Source organism: Candidatus Binatia bacterium, from assembly GCA_036504975.1.
Taxonomy (GTDB): domain Bacteria; phylum Desulfobacterota; class Binatia; order UBA9968; family UBA9968; genus JAJPJQ01.
Genome location: DASXUF010000011.1, coordinates 22,963 through 41,821, shown reverse-complemented (window position 1 = coordinate 41,821; position 18,859 = coordinate 22,963). Strand labels below are relative to the sequence as shown.

At 58.6% G+C, this 18,859-nt stretch carries 21 protein-coding genes; 9 read left to right on the top strand and 12 right to left on the bottom strand.

What is annotated here, in order from left to right:
* The 6 genes from VGL70_01625 to VGL70_01600 form a co-directional block, all read right to left on the bottom strand.
* On the bottom strand, positions 1-449 hold a 449-nt coding region (locus tag VGL70_01625), incomplete at its 3' end, for a hypothetical protein (protein HEY3302214.1).
* Positions 446-2,158 carry a DNA polymerase/3'-5' exonuclease PolX gene (gene polX / locus VGL70_01620; GenBank protein ID HEY3302213.1) on the bottom strand — a complete coding sequence of 571 codons (1,713 nt, stop codon included), beginning with the start codon at positions 2,156-2,158 and terminating at the stop codon, positions 446-448. The genes VGL70_01625 and polX, both read right to left, overlap by 4 nt.
* Positions 2,159-2,257: 99 nt before the next feature.
* Entirely contained in the window at positions 2,258-2,641 is a 384-nt protein-coding gene (locus tag VGL70_01615) for an aspartyl protease (protein ID HEY3302212.1), read from the bottom strand.
* Positions 2,642-2,707: 66 nt separating this feature from the next.
* On the bottom strand, positions 2,708-3,250 hold the full coding sequence (locus VGL70_01610; protein ID HEY3302211.1) for a peptidylprolyl isomerase: 543 nt from the start codon (positions 3,248-3,250) through the stop codon (positions 2,708-2,710).
* Between the two features lie 73 nt (positions 3,251-3,323).
* Positions 3,324-4,031, bottom strand: coding sequence for an iron-containing redox enzyme family protein (locus tag VGL70_01605; GenBank protein ID HEY3302210.1), 708 nt, complete (start codon positions 4,029-4,031; stop codon positions 3,324-3,326).
* A 220-nt stretch (positions 4,032-4,251) separates the two neighbouring features.
* Positions 4,252-5,373, bottom strand: a complete 1,122-nt coding sequence (locus tag VGL70_01600) for a glycosyltransferase family 9 protein (protein ID HEY3302209.1) — start codon at positions 5,371-5,373, stop codon at positions 4,252-4,254.
* 240 nt (positions 5,374-5,613) lie between these two features.
* Here VGL70_01600 and VGL70_01595 point away from each other — a divergent pair, with 240 nt between their 5' ends.
* On the top strand, positions 5,614-6,156 hold the full coding sequence (locus tag VGL70_01595) for an isochorismatase family protein (GenBank protein HEY3302208.1): 543 nt from the start codon (positions 5,614-5,616) through the stop codon (positions 6,154-6,156).
* Positions 6,157-6,337: 181 nt separating this feature from the next.
* Here the strand turns inward: VGL70_01595 and VGL70_01590 are convergent, their stop codons facing one another.
* Complete coding sequence (locus VGL70_01590; GenBank protein HEY3302207.1) at positions 6,338-7,060, bottom strand: hypothetical protein; 723 nt, start codon at positions 7,058-7,060, stop codon at positions 6,338-6,340.
* An 89-nt stretch (positions 7,061-7,149) separates the two neighbouring features.
* Here VGL70_01590 and VGL70_01585 point away from each other — a divergent pair, with 89 nt between their 5' ends.
* Both VGL70_01585 and VGL70_01580 read left to right on the top strand, forming a co-directional pair.
* Positions 7,150-8,376 carry an MFS transporter gene (locus VGL70_01585; protein ID HEY3302206.1) on the top strand — a complete coding sequence of 409 codons (1,227 nt, stop codon included), beginning with the start codon at positions 7,150-7,152 and terminating at the stop codon, positions 8,374-8,376.
* Between the two features lie 72 nt (positions 8,377-8,448).
* The gene (locus tag VGL70_01580; GenBank protein ID HEY3302205.1) at positions 8,449-8,883 is read left to right on the top strand and encodes a DoxX family protein; all 435 of its coding nucleotides are present in this window, start codon (positions 8,449-8,451) and stop codon (positions 8,881-8,883) included.
* A 74-nt stretch (positions 8,884-8,957) separates the two neighbouring features.
* On the opposite strand, the gene VGL70_01575 is transcribed toward VGL70_01580, so the two are convergent.
* The gene (locus VGL70_01575) at positions 8,958-10,037 is read right to left on the bottom strand and encodes a sugar phosphate nucleotidyltransferase (GenBank protein HEY3302204.1); all 1,080 of its coding nucleotides are present in this window, start codon (positions 10,035-10,037) and stop codon (positions 8,958-8,960) included.
* Between the two features lie 287 nt (positions 10,038-10,324).
* On the opposite strand from VGL70_01575, the gene VGL70_01570 reads away from it, so the two are divergent.
* The 3 genes from VGL70_01570 to VGL70_01560 all read left to right on the top strand — a co-directional run bounded on the left by VGL70_01570 (position 10,325) and on the right by VGL70_01560 (position 12,477).
* Positions 10,325-11,383 (top strand): AI-2E family transporter, encoded by a 1,059-nt coding sequence (locus VGL70_01570; GenBank protein ID HEY3302203.1) that lies wholly within the window; start codon positions 10,325-10,327, stop codon positions 11,381-11,383.
* A gap of 201 nt (positions 11,384-11,584) precedes the next feature.
* Complete coding sequence (locus VGL70_01565; protein ID HEY3302202.1) at positions 11,585-11,881, top strand: hypothetical protein; 297 nt, start codon at positions 11,585-11,587, stop codon at positions 11,879-11,881.
* A 128-nt stretch (positions 11,882-12,009) separates the two neighbouring features.
* Positions 12,010-12,477, top strand: a complete 468-nt coding sequence (locus VGL70_01560; protein ID HEY3302201.1) for a hypothetical protein — start codon at positions 12,010-12,012, stop codon at positions 12,475-12,477.
* 123 nt (positions 12,478-12,600) lie between these two features.
* On the opposite strand, the gene VGL70_01555 is transcribed toward VGL70_01560, so the two are convergent.
* From VGL70_01555 to VGL70_01545, 3 genes are all read right to left on the bottom strand, one after another.
* On the bottom strand, positions 12,601-12,933 hold the full coding sequence (locus VGL70_01555) for a response regulator (GenBank protein HEY3302200.1): 333 nt from the start codon (positions 12,931-12,933) through the stop codon (positions 12,601-12,603).
* 149 nt (positions 12,934-13,082) lie between these two features.
* Entirely contained in the window at positions 13,083-14,471 is a 1,389-nt protein-coding gene (locus VGL70_01550; protein ID HEY3302199.1) for a sigma-54 dependent transcriptional regulator, read from the bottom strand.
* Entirely contained in the window at positions 14,468-15,667 is a 1,200-nt protein-coding gene (locus VGL70_01545; protein ID HEY3302198.1) for an ATP-binding protein, read from the bottom strand. The genes VGL70_01550 and VGL70_01545 overlap by 4 nt, the downstream gene beginning before the upstream one ends.
* A 421-nt stretch (positions 15,668-16,088) precedes the next feature.
* Here VGL70_01545 and VGL70_01540 point away from each other — a divergent pair, with 421 nt between their 5' ends.
* A complete protein-coding gene (locus VGL70_01540) occupies positions 16,089-16,307 on the top strand; it encodes a hypothetical protein (protein HEY3302197.1) in 219 nt (72 codons plus the stop codon).
* Between the two features lie 142 nt (positions 16,308-16,449).
* Positions 16,450-17,433 carry a sugar phosphate nucleotidyltransferase gene (locus VGL70_01535; protein ID HEY3302196.1) on the top strand — a complete coding sequence of 328 codons (984 nt, stop codon included), beginning with the start codon at positions 16,450-16,452 and terminating at the stop codon, positions 17,431-17,433.
* Between the two features lie 257 nt (positions 17,434-17,690).
* Here the strand turns inward: VGL70_01535 and VGL70_01530 are convergent, their stop codons facing one another.
* The gene (locus VGL70_01530; protein HEY3302195.1) at positions 17,691-18,323 is read right to left on the bottom strand and encodes a class I SAM-dependent methyltransferase; all 633 of its coding nucleotides are present in this window, start codon (positions 18,321-18,323) and stop codon (positions 17,691-17,693) included.
* Positions 18,324-18,523: 200 nt separating this feature from the next.
* On the opposite strand from VGL70_01530, the gene VGL70_01525 reads away from it, so the two are divergent.
* On the top strand, positions 18,524-18,808 hold the full coding sequence (locus VGL70_01525; protein HEY3302194.1) for a hypothetical protein: 285 nt from the start codon (positions 18,524-18,526) through the stop codon (positions 18,806-18,808).
* Positions 18,809-18,859 lie beyond the last annotated feature (51 nt).

Genomic DNA, 18,859 nt, shown 5'->3' with positions numbered 1-18,859 from the left:
TCGGTCAGGATGTCGAGGTACTTGCCGCTCGCGATGCTGCCGAGAAAGACGACCTCGCATTTCGGACCGACCCCGGCGGCGAGCGCTTTGACGCCGCGAACGAGCGAACGCCGATAAAGTCGATGCTTCTTGTTGATCGGCACGCGCGCGAAGCCGCGGAGCGCCGACAGGCGAATCGCCGCATCGTCGGCGACGAGACCTCGCGTCGGCGTGATGATCAGGACGCCATGGCCGTTCTGCCCATCGAGGGGCGGGCGCGCGAAGGCGCGCGCGTAGGCGAGCTTGCCGCGAAAGTAGAGCACGCTCAAGAAACAAAACACCTCGCCTAAGGGGACCCCTTCGTCGCTCCGGAGCCGCTTGGCGATCTCGGATTGCGCGTCTTTCTTGAGGATCCAACGCGCCCGCTTGCCGCCGCAGCTCGCCGGCGAAAGAAGAAATATGCGGTTCATGGACGGACCGCCTCCCTGAACGCGCGCGTGTCGAGCGTGTTCAAAACCTCGCCGCGGGTGAGCCAGCCGCGCCGCGCCATGAATACGCCGTAGCGCAAATTTTGCAACGCCAGGGTTGAGTGAGCGTCGGTGGAGACGATGAACTTGATGCCGCGGCGGCGCGCCGCGCGAATCCAGCGCGGCTCCAGGTCGAGGCGGCGCGGGTCGCCGTTCACCTCGATCGCCGCGCCGGACTCGGCGACGGCGTCGAGCGCTTTCTCCATGTCGCATTCGAGCGGCGGCCGCGACTGGATCAGCCGGCCGAGTGGATGGCCCCAGATTTTGAAGATCGGCTGCCTCATCGCTCGCACGATCCGCCGCGTCATCTGCCCGGCGTCCATCTTGGCGCGGTGGTGAATGCTGGCGATCACGATATCGAACCGCTCCAGAATACGATCGGGATAGTCGAGCGCGCCGTCGTCGAGAATGTCGGATTCGGTTCCCTTGAGCAGCTTGATCTTCACCTTCTCCTGGACCTTGTCGATCTCCTCCCATTGCGCCATGAGCCGGTCGATCTTGACGCCGCGCGCGTAAAAGGCATTAGGCGAATGGTCCGTGATGGTGAGATACTTCATGCCCATGACTTCGGCCGCCCGCGCCATCTCCTCGACCGTGCTCTTGCCGTCGGAATAAACCGTGTGGCAGTGCGTCATGCCCTGAATGTCGTCGATCGTGACAAGATCCGGAAGTTCTCCGGCCAAAGCCGCTTCGATCTCTCCCTCGTCCTCGCGCAGCTCGGGCGGAACGTACCGCATGCCGAGCCGCCGGTAGATTTGCTTCTCGTCTTGCGCCGCGATCTTTTTCCCCGCAGCCGCGCGCGGCGCGCGCGGACCGAGCGTGATTTTCTTCCGACGCGCAAGCTCTTCGAGCCGGGCGTAATGCTTCTTCGATCCCGTGAAGTAATGCAGCGCCCCGGCGTAGTCTTCGGGCGCGACGACGTTGAGCTCGACATGGAGCCCGCCGGCCAGTCGCGCAGAGCAGCGATCGGCAGCGCGTTCGAGAGACTGAGCGACGGCCGGGAAGTTAAGAAACCGATCCAGCGCTTTTTTGGAAGATCGACTGGCTGCGACGAAGACGATCCGGCGGACGGTCTCTTTCCTGCGCCTGAGCACGCCGGCGATATCCGCCTCGGCGATTTCCGGAGCGGCGCGCAGATGGCGCACCAGCCGCTCGCCTTCTTTGAGCGCGCGATCCAGCGAAACTCGGTCTTCACGTGTCTCGAGCCTCCCGATCGCGGCGAGGATCTTGGCTTCGGCTTTTTCGCCTAAGCCCTTGACGGTTCGGATCAGCCCTTTTTCGCCGGCCGCCTTGAGATCGGAAAGATTTTCGCTGCCGAGCGCGGCATGAAGCGCGACAATTTTTTTTAAGTTGAGGCCGGGGACGGAGCTGATCTCGACGACGCCGGGCGGCAGCTCCTCCCGAAGCCGTTCGAGCATGGCGCTTTTGCCCGTGCGGTAAAGCTCATCGATCGCGGCGGCGAGACCGGCGCCGACGCCTTTGATATCGGTCAACCGCCGGCTGGTCACGAGCGCGTCGAGATCGCCGTCGAGTCGTTCCAGCGCATCGGCGGCCCGTTCGTAAGCGCGCGCCTTGAAAGGATTCTCGCCCTTGATCTGAAGGAGTCCGGCGATCTGCCGGAGCTGCGCCGCGATGAAGAACCTGTCCTGCATGGATAAGCATATCGCCCCGGAAGGGGGAGGGACAATAGCCAAGCTAGGGTTTATGAAGGATTGACCAGCGTACGGTTTATGACTAATGAGCGGCGGCAATTATCGGGCGCGTCGTGGCTTATGCGCGCCGAGCACCATCGGGAGAGGACGAAGTTCGCGTCGAATGGGATCTAGAAGCAGTCCTAACGCCTCCAGCGAGACGGTTCCCAGAAGCGTGCTATCTCCTTTTTCGCCGAAGATGACCGGTGAGGCGCCTTGCTCGCCGTTTAACTTGAATACCGCATCGCCCACATCTCGGGTGATTTCCGAACCATCGGCCAAAATAAAAGTCTTTTTTGAATGAGGCTTGACGCCAAGCCCGCGCAGCACGTTTTTAGGCACCACCGAGTAAACAGTTCCCGAGTCCACGAGCAAGCTGAGCTTCTTTTTCCTTCGTGGATTGCCCGGGTTTATAACGGTTGCGGAAACGTGCGTGAGTCCCATGCCTAAAGGTACTCCTGCGATAGATTTACTCTAGAACATTCCTGCTCACTTTCAAACGGCTGGAATTCAATAGCTGCCGCGCGAGATGACGACTTCCTTCAGCACGACGTCTTTGACCGGCTTGTCGTTCGCGCCCCGCGGTGTGGTGACGATGGCGCTCACGACCTCCTGACCTTTGACGACTTCGCCGAAGACGGCGTGCTTGCCGTCGAGCGGTGGAGTCGGAACCACCGTAATAAAGAACTGGCTGCCGTTGGTGTTCGGCCCGGCATTCGCCATGGAAAGAATTCCGGGCTTGGAATGTTTCAATTCGGGATGAAACTCGTCTTCGAACCGGTACCCGGGACCGCCTCTACCGTTGCCCAACGGATCGCCGCCCTGGATCATGAAGCCGGGAATCACGCGATGGAATGTCGTGCCGTTGTAAAATGGCCGCTTGACCGGCTGTCCGGTTTTCGGATCGGTCCATTCCTTCGTCCCCGTCGCGAGGCCGACGAAGTTCGCGACGGTCTTCGGCGCCTTATCTTCGAACAGAACCAGCACGATATCCCCCATGCTGGTCTTCATCGTCGCGTAAAGCGGTCCCTTCTTTTCCTGCGCGTCGGCCATGTTCACCCCCAAAATGGTAACGATAAAAGCTGCGAGCAAAAATTTTCTCATCATTCTTCCCTTGCCTTTCTTTTCAAGACAGTTGATTCATCGCCATCGCCATGCCGCCGAAGTAGGCGCGATGGATGTCCATCGATTCCTTCGCCGTGGCGAGGACGCCTTCCTCGGCTCCCGGAGCGACGTGCTTTTCGAGCACGTCGAGAAACATATCCGAGTGCTTGACGTCGGCAATGCTGTGCGCGGTGAAGTTCGGCATCTGCTGGGGGCGAAAGCCGAGGTCGCGCGCCCAGATCCCGGCGAGGCGCGTGCAGTTGCCGCCGCCGAGGTCGCCGAGCAAGCGGTCGTCGTTCGTCCATTCGGCGATCGTCGAGGCCGCGATCGCCTCCTGCCACGGGCGGTGCCGCGCGATCCACCACCAGCCGTAGATCGCCGCCTTGGTCGTCGGCAGCGCTTCGGCGCCGTAGAGCTGCTGCTCGCTCATCCCGACCTCGCGCGCCTGGCGCACGACCAGGTCCACGTGGCCCACGGCCGAGTGTTCGTCCTCCACCAGCTCTTCGTATTCATGCGCCAAAATTCTCTGCTTCACGTCCAGCTCCGGACAGTTGGCGGCGACCTGCGGCCAATAGTTCCGCCTCTGGCGCACGTAAATCCCGAGCTGTGAAAGATAAATTTGCGCGCGCTCCTTCGTCACCTTCGTCGAATAAAACTGCTTCATCTCCGGCGAGAGAAAAAGATCCCGCACCAGTCCTCCCAGTTTTTCTCGCCATTGTTCCGCGTTCATGAACGGGCCTCCTTGGAACGTTTTCGCACCCTTCGACAGGCTCAGGGTGACCGTCATTTACGTACGGCACCGTTCGCGCTGAGCTTGCCTGTCCTAAGCCAAGCCCAAGGGTCGAAGCGCGAAGGAAGTTTGCGACGGACGGTCAAATAAAAAGGGCCGTGCCCGACCCGAAGAAGAAAATAAACAAATCATCGGCCAGGGTCAAGGCAGCGGAGAACCATCAGGCGAGCCTTTTGGCGTCCGGTTGCGCCCGTTCAGCGCAAACAGCAACGCCTCTGTTTGACAATTCCTGGCGACAAGCGCTCAAGATCTCTTCCACCGTCGCGCCGCTGCGCCGGTAAATGATCCGCGCGAGACTCTCGGGCGGACCCCAGTGGCGGTGATCGGCTTTTTGGAAAATGGCGACCGTGCGCGTTCCGGCGGCGCAAGCCAAATGCATCGGCCCGCTGTCGGCCGTGACGAACAAATCGCAGCCGGCGACCATCGCGGCGAACATTCGGACCGAAGGCTCGAAGAGCACCGGAATGTCCGGCCCCAGGCTCCGCCTAAAAAAATCAATCAGGCTCTTCTCCTCCGGCCCGACGAACACGGCAACCTTCGCAACCGATCGCCTGAGGGCCGTAGCCAATTCGATGAAAAACTCGGAGGGCAATCTTTTGCGCCGGCTCACCCTGCCGCCGACAAAGACGGCGACGATCGGGCCGGCGCCTTGTCCGAGCGCCGTCTCCATCCGCCTTTTGCCTTCCGCTTGTTCCGCAGGCGTGAACGTCATCAATGGGAAGATTTCTTCCGACGTCAAACCCAGCGCGGCGACAAAGGCCGGCAAGGCCCGATATTTATTTCTCTCCGCCGGCTTGGCCACCCGAAGATTCAGCCAACGGTCCCTCTTGCCGCGCAGTCCGGCGCGGAGACGCGCCCCAGAAAAGCCGACGACGAACGCGCCCATTGACGATTGCGAGCCGCTCACGTCCACCGCGAGGTCGTAGCGCTCCGAACGGATTCGCTTGAGGAGACTGAAGTAGCTCCACGAAGCGTCGGGAAAGCGACGGGTGATCTCATAGTGGCGGTCGATCGGCAGGTTCTCAAAAAGCGTCCGCGACATGGGCGATCCGACGAAATCGATCCTGGCGTCGGGAAAATTTTTCCGGAACAACAAGATCGCCGGCGATGCTAGAAGGGAATCGCCCATGCGGAAGTTTCCACGCACCAGCAAGATTTTTCGGAACGTCTCGCGGCTGAGATCGACCTCGACATCGGGCGACCTCGGAGTCATCAAATTGATGATGCCGCTCGCCACGCCGCTGATCGTCTTGTTGAGCTTGTATAGAAAAGGGACTGACATCCTGTAAACATTTACCCTCTTACCTGTAATAAAGTAAACAGGAAGGCATTGACATGTTATGACTTGAAAGCCACTGCAAACACCAATGCAGATTCTTCGCTCCGCTCAGAATGACATGTGGAAGAATGTCATCCTGATTAACGAAGTGAAGGATCTCTCTTTAAAGCGGATCAGTACTTGACGTCAGGTTGACATTGGTTACTGACAGAAGCTATAAGCCGCGTGAAAGGAAAAAGTTTCATGCCCAACAAACCCACACCCACAGAAGTCGCCGTCGATGCGAAAACAACGGCGCTCTTGGTTTTGGATCTCAACGCCCGCTGTGAAAACCCGGCGGAGCGTTGCCACAAGCTCGTCGAGCCCGTGGCGAAATTCCTGACGCGTGCGCGGGCGGCGCGCATCTTCATCGTCTATACGGCTGCCGATCGCTACATCGGCACGGTGGAAGAGAGAATGCCGCTCGCCTTCAAGCAGCAAAGCGACGAGCCGGTGCTCTTTCCGCCCGCCTTCGACAAATTTTACAGCGGCGAGCTGCAGCCGATGCTCAAGCAGCGCGGCATCAAGACCGTGATCGTCTGCGGCGCTGCGAGCAACCAGGCGGTGCTCTACACCGCGACCGCCGCCGCGCGGCCGTTCGGTTACGAGGTGGTGATCCCCGTCGATGGCTTGATCGCGCGCGGCAACTACGAGCACGAGTTCACCTTGCACCAGTTCACGATCCTGCCCGGCGGCGCCGCCGACAAATTCAAAATCACCGAATTCGATAAAATTAAATTCTCTTAGAAGTAAAGGTCCCAGCTAGACGCCAGACCGCGTGGGAGGTTCTCGAAGGGCCGATGCGTAGGGACGAGGAGCTTCAGGCGTACATCCAACTTTCTCTCAGAACTCTCGTGCCGCGTAGCACAGGACGTATCGCATCGACCCGGAGAGAGACTCCCGCGTGGTCTGTGGTTCACCGGCCTGTTCAGGCCAGCGTGGAGAGTAGCTTGCCGTACCCCGAGATTTTTTCTTTGACGCGCAGGCTGTGGAGCGCGTACCAGATGTTGCACATGCCGCTCGTGAGCGCCGGCTTGCCCGTTTCCTGCTCCAGTAGAGAGACGATGGCGGCGGTCGGCCAGCGGTTGCAGGGTAGAAAAATCCCGTCCGCCTCGGGCGCGGAGAAATAAACTCTCTTGGCGATCTTGTAAGCCGCCTCCTCGGGTAAATTGCTGAGGTCCGAATTGCGCTCGACGCCGAGGCCTTCCGCGCGCAAGACTTCGAAGCCTGACGCCGTCAGAAAATCCGCCACGCGCTTCGTGAGCGGGTCCGGATACGGGGTGGCCACAACGACTTTTTGGACACCCATGTGCTTAAGCGCCTCGACCTCGCAGGTCAAACCCGCGGCCACGAGGACGCCGGCTTTCGCCTGCAGACGCGCCGCGACCTCGCGGTCGCTGCCGTGCCCCAGGCGAGTGAAGATCGGCGAGCCGCCAAGGATAATGAACTCGGCGCCGTTCTCGGCGAGATCGACCGTGGCCTCTTCGAGCCTCGCGAGCTGTCTTTCGAGATGTTCGTCGACGAGCTTGCGAATCGTTCCCGTCGTGTTGAGGAGCAGAAACCCCTCTCCGAGAATCCGATAAAACTCGTAGACGAAAGTGTCGCCGCGCGACGGCGCGACGTGGCCGATTTTCGCCCGCCAACCGATCATCTTGCCCTCCCTCCGGCTAAAAGAGAAAACGTCCGTTGCATTGTAACGCTCTTTCCCATTACATTCTTAATACCCAACGAAAGCAACTCGTGAGATCATCCTGGACATCCGGCACGCTTCGCTCTCTCCGCCATCGGAATTTCCGCCTCCTGCTCCTCGGCGCGCTGCTTTCGAGCGCGGGCGACTTCATGCAGAATATCGCCCAGAGCTGGCTCGTGTGGCAAATGACCCGCTCGCCCTTTCTGCTCGGCGTCGTGAGCTTCTTCGACACGGTCCCGCGGCTTTTTTTTGGCGCCCTCGGCGGCGCGATCGCCGACCGCTTCGACCGCAGGCGCCTGCTGATGATCACGCAAACGCTGGGGATGACGCAAGCCTTCCTCTATTGGCTCGCGGTTTATTTCCAATTCATCGCGCTGTGGCACATCGTCGTCCTGGCATTTTTCCTGGGCGCCGTGAACACGCTGAATCAACTGGCGCGCCAGTCGCTCGTCAACAGCCTGGTGCCCAGGGAAGAGTTGTTCAACGCCATCGCGCTCCAATCCTCGGTGTTCAACTTCTCGAAAATTTTGGGCCCCTCGCTGGGAGGGATTCTCATCGCGCTCGTCGGAATCGCAACCTGCTTCTTCATCAACGCCGTAAGTTTTGTGGCCCTGATCGCGACCTTGGTCATGATGGAACTGCCGCCGTGGGAAGCGCCGACGCGCCAAGGAGGCATCTGGAGCGAGATCCAGGAGGGCTATCGTTATTTGAGAGGCGACCGGCGTCTTTTTTCCATCGTCATGCTTTCCTACGTCGTCGCGCTGGTCGGCGCGCCCTACACGCGCTTCATCCCCGTCTTCGCTACGAATATCCTCCACGTCGGCCCAGCCGGTTTCGGGCTTCTGATGGCCGCGCCGGGAATCGGCGCGACCGTCTCGGCCCTGGGCCTCGCTTCGCTGGCGGACCGCCGGCCGGGAATCCTCTGGATCGGCTCATGCGCCCTGGGGTTCGGCGCGTTTCTCGGCTTGTTCGCTTTCTCCCATTCGTTCGTCTTCTCCCTGGTTCTGCTGGCTCTCGTGGGATTTTGCTTCATCGCCTTTCGCGCCTCGGCCAATACCGCGATTCAGTCGGAGACGCCGCCGCGTCTGCTCGGGCGGGTGTTGAGCCTCTTCTTTATGGACCGGGGCCTGTGGTCGTTGGGAGGATTGTTGATCGGCAGCGCTGCGTCGGTGATCGGAATCGCCTGGACGCTCGGCGTGTCGGCGGCGGTCTGCGCCCTGGCCGCGGGCGGGCTTTTGATCGTTACGGGCAGACATCCCGTCAGCGCAAGGCCGTAACCGTTCTCCTTGACAGCAAAGAAAAATGCCGGCTAATATCCGCGCACAGCTCGCGGGATGAGGAGGCGATTCATGAATTCGATCGTGCAGACCGATCCGATTTTTGCTTTTGTTTTTTTACGCCTGAGTCTTGCCGCCGTCTTTTTCGCTCACGGAGCGCAGCAACTGCTCGGCTGGTTCGGCGGCAAGGGGCCGAGGGACACGATCAACTCCTGGCGCGAACGGTACTCGATACCGCGGCCAATCGGTGCCATCGGCATCTTCACCGAATTCTTCGGCAGCTTTGCCATGCTGTTCGGTTTTCTCACGCGGCCGTTCGCGCTGGGCCTGGCGATTTTTATGGCCGTCGCGATCTGGAAGGCTCACTGGAAGAACGGATTTTTTCTCGCGCACCGCGGCGGAGAAGGCAACGGCATCGAGTTTTGCCTGGCGCTCTTTCTTATGGCGCTCGCGCTGCTCGTCGGCGGCGGCGGCACGCTGTCGGTCGATCTGTTGATGAGCCGGTAGCCGTCGGTAAACCGCCGCGCTCGCGGGCTTGCCGTGAAGGGCGCCCGTCCGGGGAGAATTTTGAGCTATCGAATTTACGGGCTAAGGGCGGGGCGGTGGGTCGCTCGAAGGAGCTTTTCTCGTCGGATCGGAGCTTTTTCGGCTCCGGCCGCTTGCTCGAGACCATCGCTGAAGAGCCGGTGCAGCGGGCTCTCGGAATATCCGTTGATCTCATAGCGGGGCGCCAGATGGCCGGTTTTTATCAATACGGCCTCGATGGAGCGCGGCAAACCCCAGTCGCTCCATAGCACGTCCCGAACCGCAAGAACGGACAGACACGAGGGACGGGAGAGCGGCAGCATCTCCAGAACCCCTCGGGAAAAATTTGTCGGCGCCAAACGCTGATAGATCGCCCGCAGTCTGCTCTTCTCCTTACGTGTCCCGATCGCCTTGAAGACCTCTTCAAAAGAGGCGCACAGCTTCGGCTCGACCTCGCGTACGATGTCGAGCAGCGTATTGACTTTGAAAACCATGACCATCGTGTTCCATAGCCCGCCTTTGCAGATCAGATCCCGCGCGGCATCGCGCTCCGGCTTTTCGACGAACCGGCTCACTCGCCGGATACTGAGACCGGGAGACTTCCCATTCCCGTCGCCGTGCGGCAACACGTAGCCGTATTCGGGCTCGGGCTGGTCCGGCTCGACGCCCAACAGGACCAAAAGCGACGGATTCCGTTCCACTACCTGGAAGGCAAAAGAAACGTGGCTCATGAACAAGTCCTCTTCCAGGACGAAATGATCCGACGGAAAAACCGCGACCGTGCAGTCGGGATGACGCTTGGCGAGGTGCATCAGGGGCAACAAGACGCCCGGCCCCGTGTCCTTATTCTCCGGTTGGGCGATGACGGTTCCCTTGGAGCGGCTGGAAAGTTGCCGCGCGACAGCGGGATGAAGCAAATGGTCCTGGCTCACCACCGTAAAAACACGCTCATGGGAGATCACCTTTTCCACCCGGTCGAAAGTATGCTCCAACATGGAACGGCTGCCTATGAAGCTGACGTATTGTTTGGGTAAGGTGTCTCCGCGGAGCCGTTGGATCAGCGGCTGGAGGCGCTTGCCGTCGCCGGCTGCGAGGACAATCCCACATCGTATTGGATCGTTGCAAGTCTGGTTCATATCGTCTTCCGCGAAGCAGCGGAATCGGTCGGCGCGGCCAAGCAGAACTCACCGCAATGGGCGATATCATAATGGCCGGAGAGCCGATCGAAAATAGGGTGAACATCTTAAATCCCGCGAGGAAAATACCTGAGGCGGGCATATTTGGATGCGGCAGGGTACAAAGACGCGGCACAATCAACATGCCGGATCAACAGGTCAGCAGCACCTGGATCATAGCACTGGTTTTCACTGCGGTTATGCTGTAAGAGAAGCTTCGTTCCTTAAATGGAGGTTCTACCATTTCAATGAACGGCGGCGTCAACCGCATCGAAAAAATCGCAGCGACGGCCCTGCTCCTGCTCTTGCTGCTCGGCTGCTTGGTGGTGCTGCGGCCGTTTCTGTCCGCGCTCCTGTGGGCGCTCATCCTTTCCTTCGCTACCTGGCCGATCTACGAATGGATCGAACGGATGCTGGGCGGCCGCAAGGGGCTCGCAGCAATGCTGACGACGTTGCTGCTGGCGCTGATCGTGCTGCTGCCGATCGTGATCGTCGGCTCGAGCTTGGCCGACGAAGTCGGACAGGCGGTCGCCTGGGTCCGCACGGTATTGCAGGACGGCCCGCCCGACCCTCCTGCGTGGATCGAGAGCATCCCCTTGATCGGTGGCTATATCTATCGATATTGGGCCGGGGTGGCGCATAACAGCAGTCAGTTGCTCAGCGAGCTCGGCAAATATTTGCTGCCGGCGAGCGAATGGCTGTTCAGCGGCGCGAAAACGGTCGGCCAGGGGACGGCGCAGTTGGCGCTCAGCCTCTTTATCTCCTATTTCTTTTACCGCGACGGCAGCGAGGGCGTGAAAAGGCTCAATACCGTGGCCGTCCGGCTTTGGGGAAACCGGGCGCTGCGCTTGATCGACGTGGCGGCGAACACGATGCAAGGCGTGATCTACGGCATTCTGGGAACCGGAATCGTTCAGGCGATCCTCACCGGTTTTGGATTATGGCTCGCGGGCGTACCGGCGGCGTTTCTGCTGGGCCTCGCGACTTTTGTCTTGTCTCTGGTACCGATCGGGCCGCCGCTGGTCTGGGTTCCCGCAAGCTTGTGGCTGTTTTACTCGGGCTCGACAGGTTGGGCGATTTTTCTCTTTCTTTGGGGCGCGCTCGCTGTCGGCAGCGTGGACAATATCATCAAGCCTTATTTCATCAGCCGTGGCGCCGACCTTCCCTTCATCCTTACCTTTATGGGCGCGCTCGGCGGCGTGATCGCTTTCGGCTTCCTCGGCCTTTTTCTCGGTCCGACGCTCCTCGCGGTTGGCTACAACATCATCCGGGACTGGACGAGGGTCGAAAGTCCCTCCATTCTTTAGAAACTCCGACTCACGCCATCCTATTGCTGTTATTATAGCTCCTACGTCTAAAGTGTGGCCAAGCGGCAAGATGGCGAGACAAAAGGTCTCATTCCTATGCCTGTTCGGATTTATTTAGGCTCCCGGCCATCATTATATGGATGGCATGTGACTTGCTGATTTTCACCGCAGGTAAGGAAGAAAAGAAAGGAGGTGAATAAGATGAAAAACGTCAAGTTATTCTTGTCGGTCCTGCTGTTGATCGGTGCCGTGGGAGTGAGTGGCGCTGCTTTCGGCGCGGACGGCATCCTCTTTAAGGAGGAGTTGTGGCCGGGCAGTAATTACTGCCACATGAAGTTCCCGGCCATACGTCCCTCGACCTTAGGCACGGATCATCCGGTCCTACAAAATCCAGGCACGGGCGATATGATCGACTTCTATGGGCCGTGTGACGAGAATCCTCTCGGACAAGATCAAGTCCAGTCCCAGATACTCGATTACGAGGACACGACTTGGTAACCGAACGGTATGAGAGGAGGGGGTGACGCCCCCTCCTCAACACCACGCGTTCGGCGGCGCACAAGCGGGAAATCCAGGAAAATAAAAAGCCGGCTAGAAAGCACCGTAGGTAAAGGAGGAAGAAAACAATGACTAAAATAACAATTGCAATCGCTATCTTGTTTCTTTTCGCGGTGGGGCCTTCGTTTCCGGGTTTTTCGATGGAGCCGTCGGCTTCTCCGCCGCAAGTGAATTTCTACCACGAGATTCCCTATGTGAGCGGTGGGATCGGCGTGGAGGAGCGCGAGGCGGTCGAAGCTATCGGAAAAGAACACAACCTGAAGCTCAGCTTTGCGCTCCAAAACGGGAATTATCTCGGCGACGTCAACGTCGTTGTCAAGGACAACAAAGGGAACTCGGTGCTCGAAGCGGTTTCCGACGGTCCGCTGTTTTTCGCCAAATTACCGGCGGGAAGCTACACGATCGAGGCCACAACCAGGGAAGAGACTCTCAAGCGCACGGCCCATATATCTGCGAGAGGACAGACTCAAGTCCATTTTGCCTGGGTGGGGCCGAACCATCAGACCGCTGGACAAGACGGATTGACCACGAACTGATTCCCACGTCATATTATTTCGTTGGCAACTACGTTGATTGGCCCGCCGCCCGTAAGTCTCGGCTGTGTTCATCGGCCGCGTTCTAATTTCGTTGTTGCTTCGAACCGCCCAGAGTGCTCTGGGCTAGCTCGAGAAAACGCTTTGCGCTAAATGGTTTCGACAACAGCGGGACGCCATGCTTTGGGAGATTTTGAGTAACGACTCATCGGCAAAGGCCGAAACTAAAATAATCTTGGCTCTTGGATGCGTGGTCCTAAAAGCTTCAGCCAATTCGGTTCCCAGGATCAATGGCATACGGACATCGAGGATAAAAAGATCATAGCCGGGGTCGGTCGACATCTCATCGTAGGCCGCGACGACGTCCGTCGTCCACGTTGCATCCATGCCTTCGTCCCGTAAGATCTCAGCCAAGAGCCGGCAAAAAATTTCGTTATCGTCTACGACTAGAACACGCATGATTTGTCCGTCTCCACGACTCGTATGAGCAAAGACGATGCCGAGAGCGACGGATCCGATGGCAAACGATTTTCCAGGCTTTTTTTTCAAAGCGGAAACGAGCGGATAGTTTTGCTGTGGCAAGTTTGCGGGAAAAGAGGCAGTTCGCCTCACTCATGATCGAAAAACGGCTCGATCTTGTAGCGCGCGAGCATTCGATACAGCGAGCGCCGATCGATATTCAGAATCTTTGCCGTGCGGGAGACGTTACCCTGATTGCGGCTGAGGACATGGAGCACATAACGCTTCTTGATCTCCTCAAGGGTAGGCGTATCGGGGAACAGGAACTCATTCGGCTCGTTTTGAAGCGACTTTGCCACCGCAGGATCGCGCACCGCGGGGGGCAAATCGTCCGCTGTCAGTACGGACTGATACGAGAGCGCGACGGCCTGCTCGACGGCGTTTTCCAATTCGCGGATATTTCCCGGCCAGCCATAGGCCGAGAGCAGCTTCATCGCCTCGTCGGAAATAGCCGCTATGGACTTCCCGCTTTCCCGGCCATAGTGCTGTAGAAAGTGACGCGCTAGAAGCGGAATATCTTCGACTCGCTCGCGGAGCGGCGGGAGACGGATGGCGACGACGTCGAGGCGATAATAGAGGTCTTGGCGAAATGCTCCTTGGCTCACCGCTTCAGCCAGGTTGTGGTTGGTCGCGGCAATGACGCGAACGTCCACCTTGACCCAGTCCTTGCCTCCCACATGGCGAATCTCGTGCTCCTGGAGGACGCGCATGAGCCTGGCCTGCAAGGCCGAGCTGATGCCGCCGATCTCATCGAGAAAGCACGTGCCGCCTTGAGCTTCCTCAAAAACCCCCTTTTTGTCCGCCAGCGCTCCCGTAAACGCGCCGCGCACGTGGCCGAAGAGCTCGCTTTCGAGAATCGTCTCGGTCAATGCGCCGCAATCCACTGCGACAAACGGACGATTGGCCCGCGGGCTGTGCTGGTGAATCGCCTGAGCGATCAATTCTTTGCCGGTGCCGCTTTCGCCGAGAATGAGCACCGTGCTTTTCGTCGAGGCGACGCGCGCCACGGTCTTATAAACCTCCAGCATGGCCGGACTCTTACCGATGATCTTGCCGAATTGCTGCAGGCTCTCTTCTTCTCCCGCCCCGCTCGTTTCTGCGCGGCGCCGCAACGCGCGCTGCGCTAACGCGCGTGAGACGGTCTTTTTCAGTTCCGCGAGATTCATGGGCTTCGAGATGAAGTCGAAGGCTCCCTCATGAATCGCCTCGACGGCGGTTTCCATGGAGCCGAACGCGGTCATCACGATGATCGGCAACGAGGGATATTTTTCATGAACGATGCGGGTCACTTCCAACCCCGATGTTCCCGGCATCCGCACGTCGATGATGAGAAGATCGTGGATTTCTTCACGCAAGCGCGCGAGCGCAGCGTCGCCCGAGGCGGCCCGCTCGACTTGAAATCCTTCCGCTTCCAAGGCTTCGGCAAAAAGCTGGCAACCTGTTTCGTCATCGTCCGCGATCAAAATATGCGCGCTCATTCGGCTCCCTGGCTCGCGCCGGATTCCGCCGATCTCTCATCGGCCGGCAGATAGATCCGCACGGACGTGCCCGCTCCGAGCTCGCTTTCGATATCGATCGTGCCGCCGTGAGCCTTGACTATTTCCTGGCAGACAACCAGCCCCAATCCGGTTCCCTTGCCGAGCGGCTTGGTGGTTACGAAAAGGTCGAAAATGTTCGGCAGCAACTCCGCCGCTATGCCCGCGCCGTTGTCCGTGATCTCGATATGGGTCCCCGGCCGTTTAGCTTCTGCAGCCGTGCTCGCCCGGGCGGCAATCTTCAAGCGGCCTCCTTCCTTGCTCGCGTTAACCGCGTTGTCGAGTACATTGATCAGCACTCGCTGCAGCGAAGCGTCGTCTCCCCAAAGCATCGGCAGCGGTTCGGCCAAGTTCGTCGTCACCTCCACTCCATTCTGCTGGAAAATCGGACCGAGCAACAGGAGGGTTTCTCCCACCAGCTCCTTGATATCGATCCGGCTCTTACGCGGCGAGCCGCGCGTGTGCGAGAGGTAGTGCTGAATAATCCCTTCCATGCGTTGAACCTGTGTCTCGATAATCTTGAGGCGGCGCCGCGCGTCCTCGGACAACGGCTCGTGCGCTAGAAGCTGGGTATAGCCGAGCACGGAGTTCAGCGGCGTGCCCAGCTCGTGGGCGATGGTTCCGGTCATGCGTCCCAGCGCGGCAAGCCGTTCCACCCGCCCCATCTCCTGCTGGACGCGCCAGAGCTCCTTCTCGGCTCGGTTGCGCTCGACGATCTCGGCCCGCAACGATTGATTGGCTTCAGCCAGCTCCGCGGTCCGTTCCTGAACCCGTTCTTCCAACTGGGCGTGCGCCTTGCTCAAGGCCTCTTCCGCGCGCCGCCGGGCTGTGGTCAGGTAGGCGGTCACCCCGGCCACGACCGTGAATACGCTCAGGCGCAAGAAAGCCCGCCAGTCCAGAGTTATGGAGTGAATCGGGGCGATAAAAAAATAATCGAGCGAAACGGCGGAAAGGATCGTGGCGACCAACCCCGCTCCCAGACCGCCATACCACGCGCTGATCATGACCGCGACGAAGAACAGCGTGAAATGACTCGGATCGGCGCGAAACGGCAAAAGCGCCGCCAACGATAGCGCGGCGGCGACGCTCGCGATCGAGATCGCGTAGCGCAATAAGGGCGGGCGATTGTCAATGAACATCCGCCTGCACCCGTCGGCAAAGGTTGGTTTGCTTGTGGCTGAAAGAGGCATCGAAATCAGATATTCGCGTCCGGGCTTCGGATGAGTTTGGCGGTGTGTTGCAGCACGACCTCCCCGCCACAATGTGACTCGACGTGGCTTCCTTCATCTTCACAAATTCCATTCCAATCGGCGGCAACGCACGAATCTTCGTGTCCTTGGCATGCTCAACATTTACTTCAAAGCATAAATCGCTGCAATAATGCCACACCTGCCGCGCATTTCCGCCTCACCCGGGTGTCGAATGCCACACCTAGCGGGGGCGCATCGCCGGCCTCAACGATAGCTGGACTGCTTTTGTCGAAGCATGGCACAGGGATTGCCCGTCGGAGAGATTATCATGACGGACCAAACCTGGTCGCAGTCATTTCCAGGAGGAGCGATGAAGAGTTCTAAAACAATCCGAGTAGAAACAACTCTCGGCGAGCTGGTCTCGGCTTTGTGGGAAGAAACCGAAACTTTACTTAACTTTGAACGGAGCGAGAGCAGTCGGGTCGTCGCCCACCTCCTGAATGATTTATCGACGAGACCGACGATTGAAGTCATGGAATCGTCCGCCGGAGAAAAATACCGGAAAGAACCGACGGTCGCCAAGCAATAAAGCCTCACTCGCCACACATTGCCGTCTCAGATAGCCGCGCACATGAAAGTCCGCGCGAGCGCGGAGCACTGGATAAGCGCGGATTGCCGTACGAGTGGACCTTGCGCGGCCGTGGCCTGGAAATTGCTCAACTCCGCTGGACATGGCTCACAAAACATCCAGCGCCGACGGCGCTTTCAATCGTTGTGCAATCATATTGGCTGCGGGAGAAGGAGTGCGGTTGCGGTCTTTCGTCAAGACACTGCGCGGAGACACTCTGCCGAAGCAATATGTAAGATTCTTGGGCAGCCGATCCATGCTCGAGACTACCTTCCACAGGGCTCAGAGGCTGATTCCCTGGGAGCGGTTATTCACGGTGGTGAGCGCGAACCATTTAAAATATCCGGAGGTCACGCGCCAGTTGGCGGCCTATCCCGAAATTCGTGTGGTCGTGCAACCGATCGATCGAGATACGGGAATCGGACTCCTGCTGCCGCTCGCGCACCTGTTCCGTCGCTACCCGGACTCCACCGTCGCTGTGTTTCCATCGGACCATTTCGTTCGTGAAGAGGATCGCTTCATGACCCATGTCGACGCGGCGTTTCGCCTGGTCGAGCAACAGCCCGCAAAGATCGTATTGCTCGGAGTAGCGCCAAACCGGGCGGAGCCGGAATACGGCTATATCGTGCCGGGAGAAGAACTGCGCGGCCCGATCGCGCTCGGCGTTCGCGAGGTATGCCGAATCATTGAAAAGCCGCAACCCGCTGTCGCTCGCGAGCTCGTCTTACGGGGCGGGCTGTGGAACACGCTGGTCGTAGTCTTTAAAACCAAGACATTTCTCAACCAGGTGAGGAGAAGCGCTCCCTTTCTTCACAGTTCCTTTGAGCGGATCCAGAGAACCATCGCCACACCGTCCACAAGGGATCTGTTGAAAGAGCTTTACCTGCGAATGCAACCGGTAAATCTTTCCAGAGGGTTATTGGAGATCCTTCCAAAACAGCGCCCGTCGCCGCTATGGGTCTTGCCCGTCCGCGACGTCTACTGGAGCGACTGGGGAGCGGAGACGCGCATCAGAAACGTTCTAGGAGAAATCGCCGACTCGAGTCCTCTTAATGAAGCCCGTGAAAATAGGGTTGCTATCTGGTGAAAGAAACGGCACGTCTAGTAGGTCCACGCGAAAATCGAGATCATGTAAGAGTCCGGTCCTTTTAACGATTTTCGAGCCATGATATCGATGTGCGCGTCGGATTTTTGATCCTCACAGACATAACTTCGAATCGAATCGATATCAGGCTCCGCTTCCCTTCCGGTCCACCGATTCGACGGCAAGGCGGCGCGTACTTCATCGTCGAGCCCTGCGAACCGGAAGTCGGCCTCCTCTTCGGTATCCAAACTGCATCTCAATTAGCGCCTATAGCACAGCATGATGCCGTCGCGGATCGGCAGCAACACGTTTTCGACGCGCTCGTCTTTTTGAATTCGGTCGTTCAAGGCCGCGATCGTGCGCACTCTCTCGTCGGCGGGATTCAAGACTTTTCCGCTCTGCATCATGTTGTCCAGGACAATAAGCCCCCCGCGCCGAACGAGATCGATGCAGGCGTCGCAGTAAGCATCGTAGCCGGTTTTATCGGCGTCGATGAAGCAGATATCGAAAGGGCCGCTGAGAGTTTTCAGCGTCTCCAGCGCCGGTCCGAGCTTGACCTCGATCTTGCGGCCATGCGGACTCGAAGCGAAATAGCGGCGCGCGATTTCCGTGGTCTCGGGATTGACGTCGCAGGTAATCAGCCGGCCGTCGTCCGGGAGCGCCTCCGCCATCGCCAGCGCGCTGTAGCCCGTGAACATGCCGATTTCCAGAACCCGTTTGGCGGCGGTAAGCCGAACGAGCAGGCGGAGAAACGCACCCTCGAGCGGCCCCACCATCATCTTCGGCGACTTCTGCTTTTCATACGTCTCTTTCCACACCTTTGCGTGAAGGTCGGATAGCGCGCGCGTATGCCGCTCGGCGTATTCTTCGATCTCTTGAGGCAATGGAATCATAGCGGACCTCCGGCTGTTTTGTGATTTCCTGAATATAACTCTAATGAGCGCCCCCCGCTAGGTAATTCATTACCCGGTAGTTGTGACGTAGGGCCATCCCATACCACCCCCATATGGGTCTGTGGTATAGGCGGGCATGTCGAAAACGTAAAGTACGGGCCGCTGTATCAATTGATAAGATAATAGGAGAGTCACATCCGATGGACAAGCCGGATTTTTGGAACGTCGATGTTAAAAGCCTAACTCCGGCGGAGTTAGGTGAGTTAATCAGAAATCTGGAGCATAGTAGCTACCCTGAGAAGCTCCTGGAGGCGCGGAGAGAAGTTGTTCAGCGGCTTAGGGATCGAGGTGCAGATACGAGAATAATAGTCAAAACACTTTTAGCTAACATTTACGGTAAACGTGCCAGGCAACGAGTAGCGAAAAAATGGGCAGAGGTTCTAGGAATTGACGAGAAAGAGATTATGCGGATTTACGAGACCTGACTTCTTTCCGTTCCAGATTTTCTAAAAGCCGAATTAATCGGTCTGCCGGTT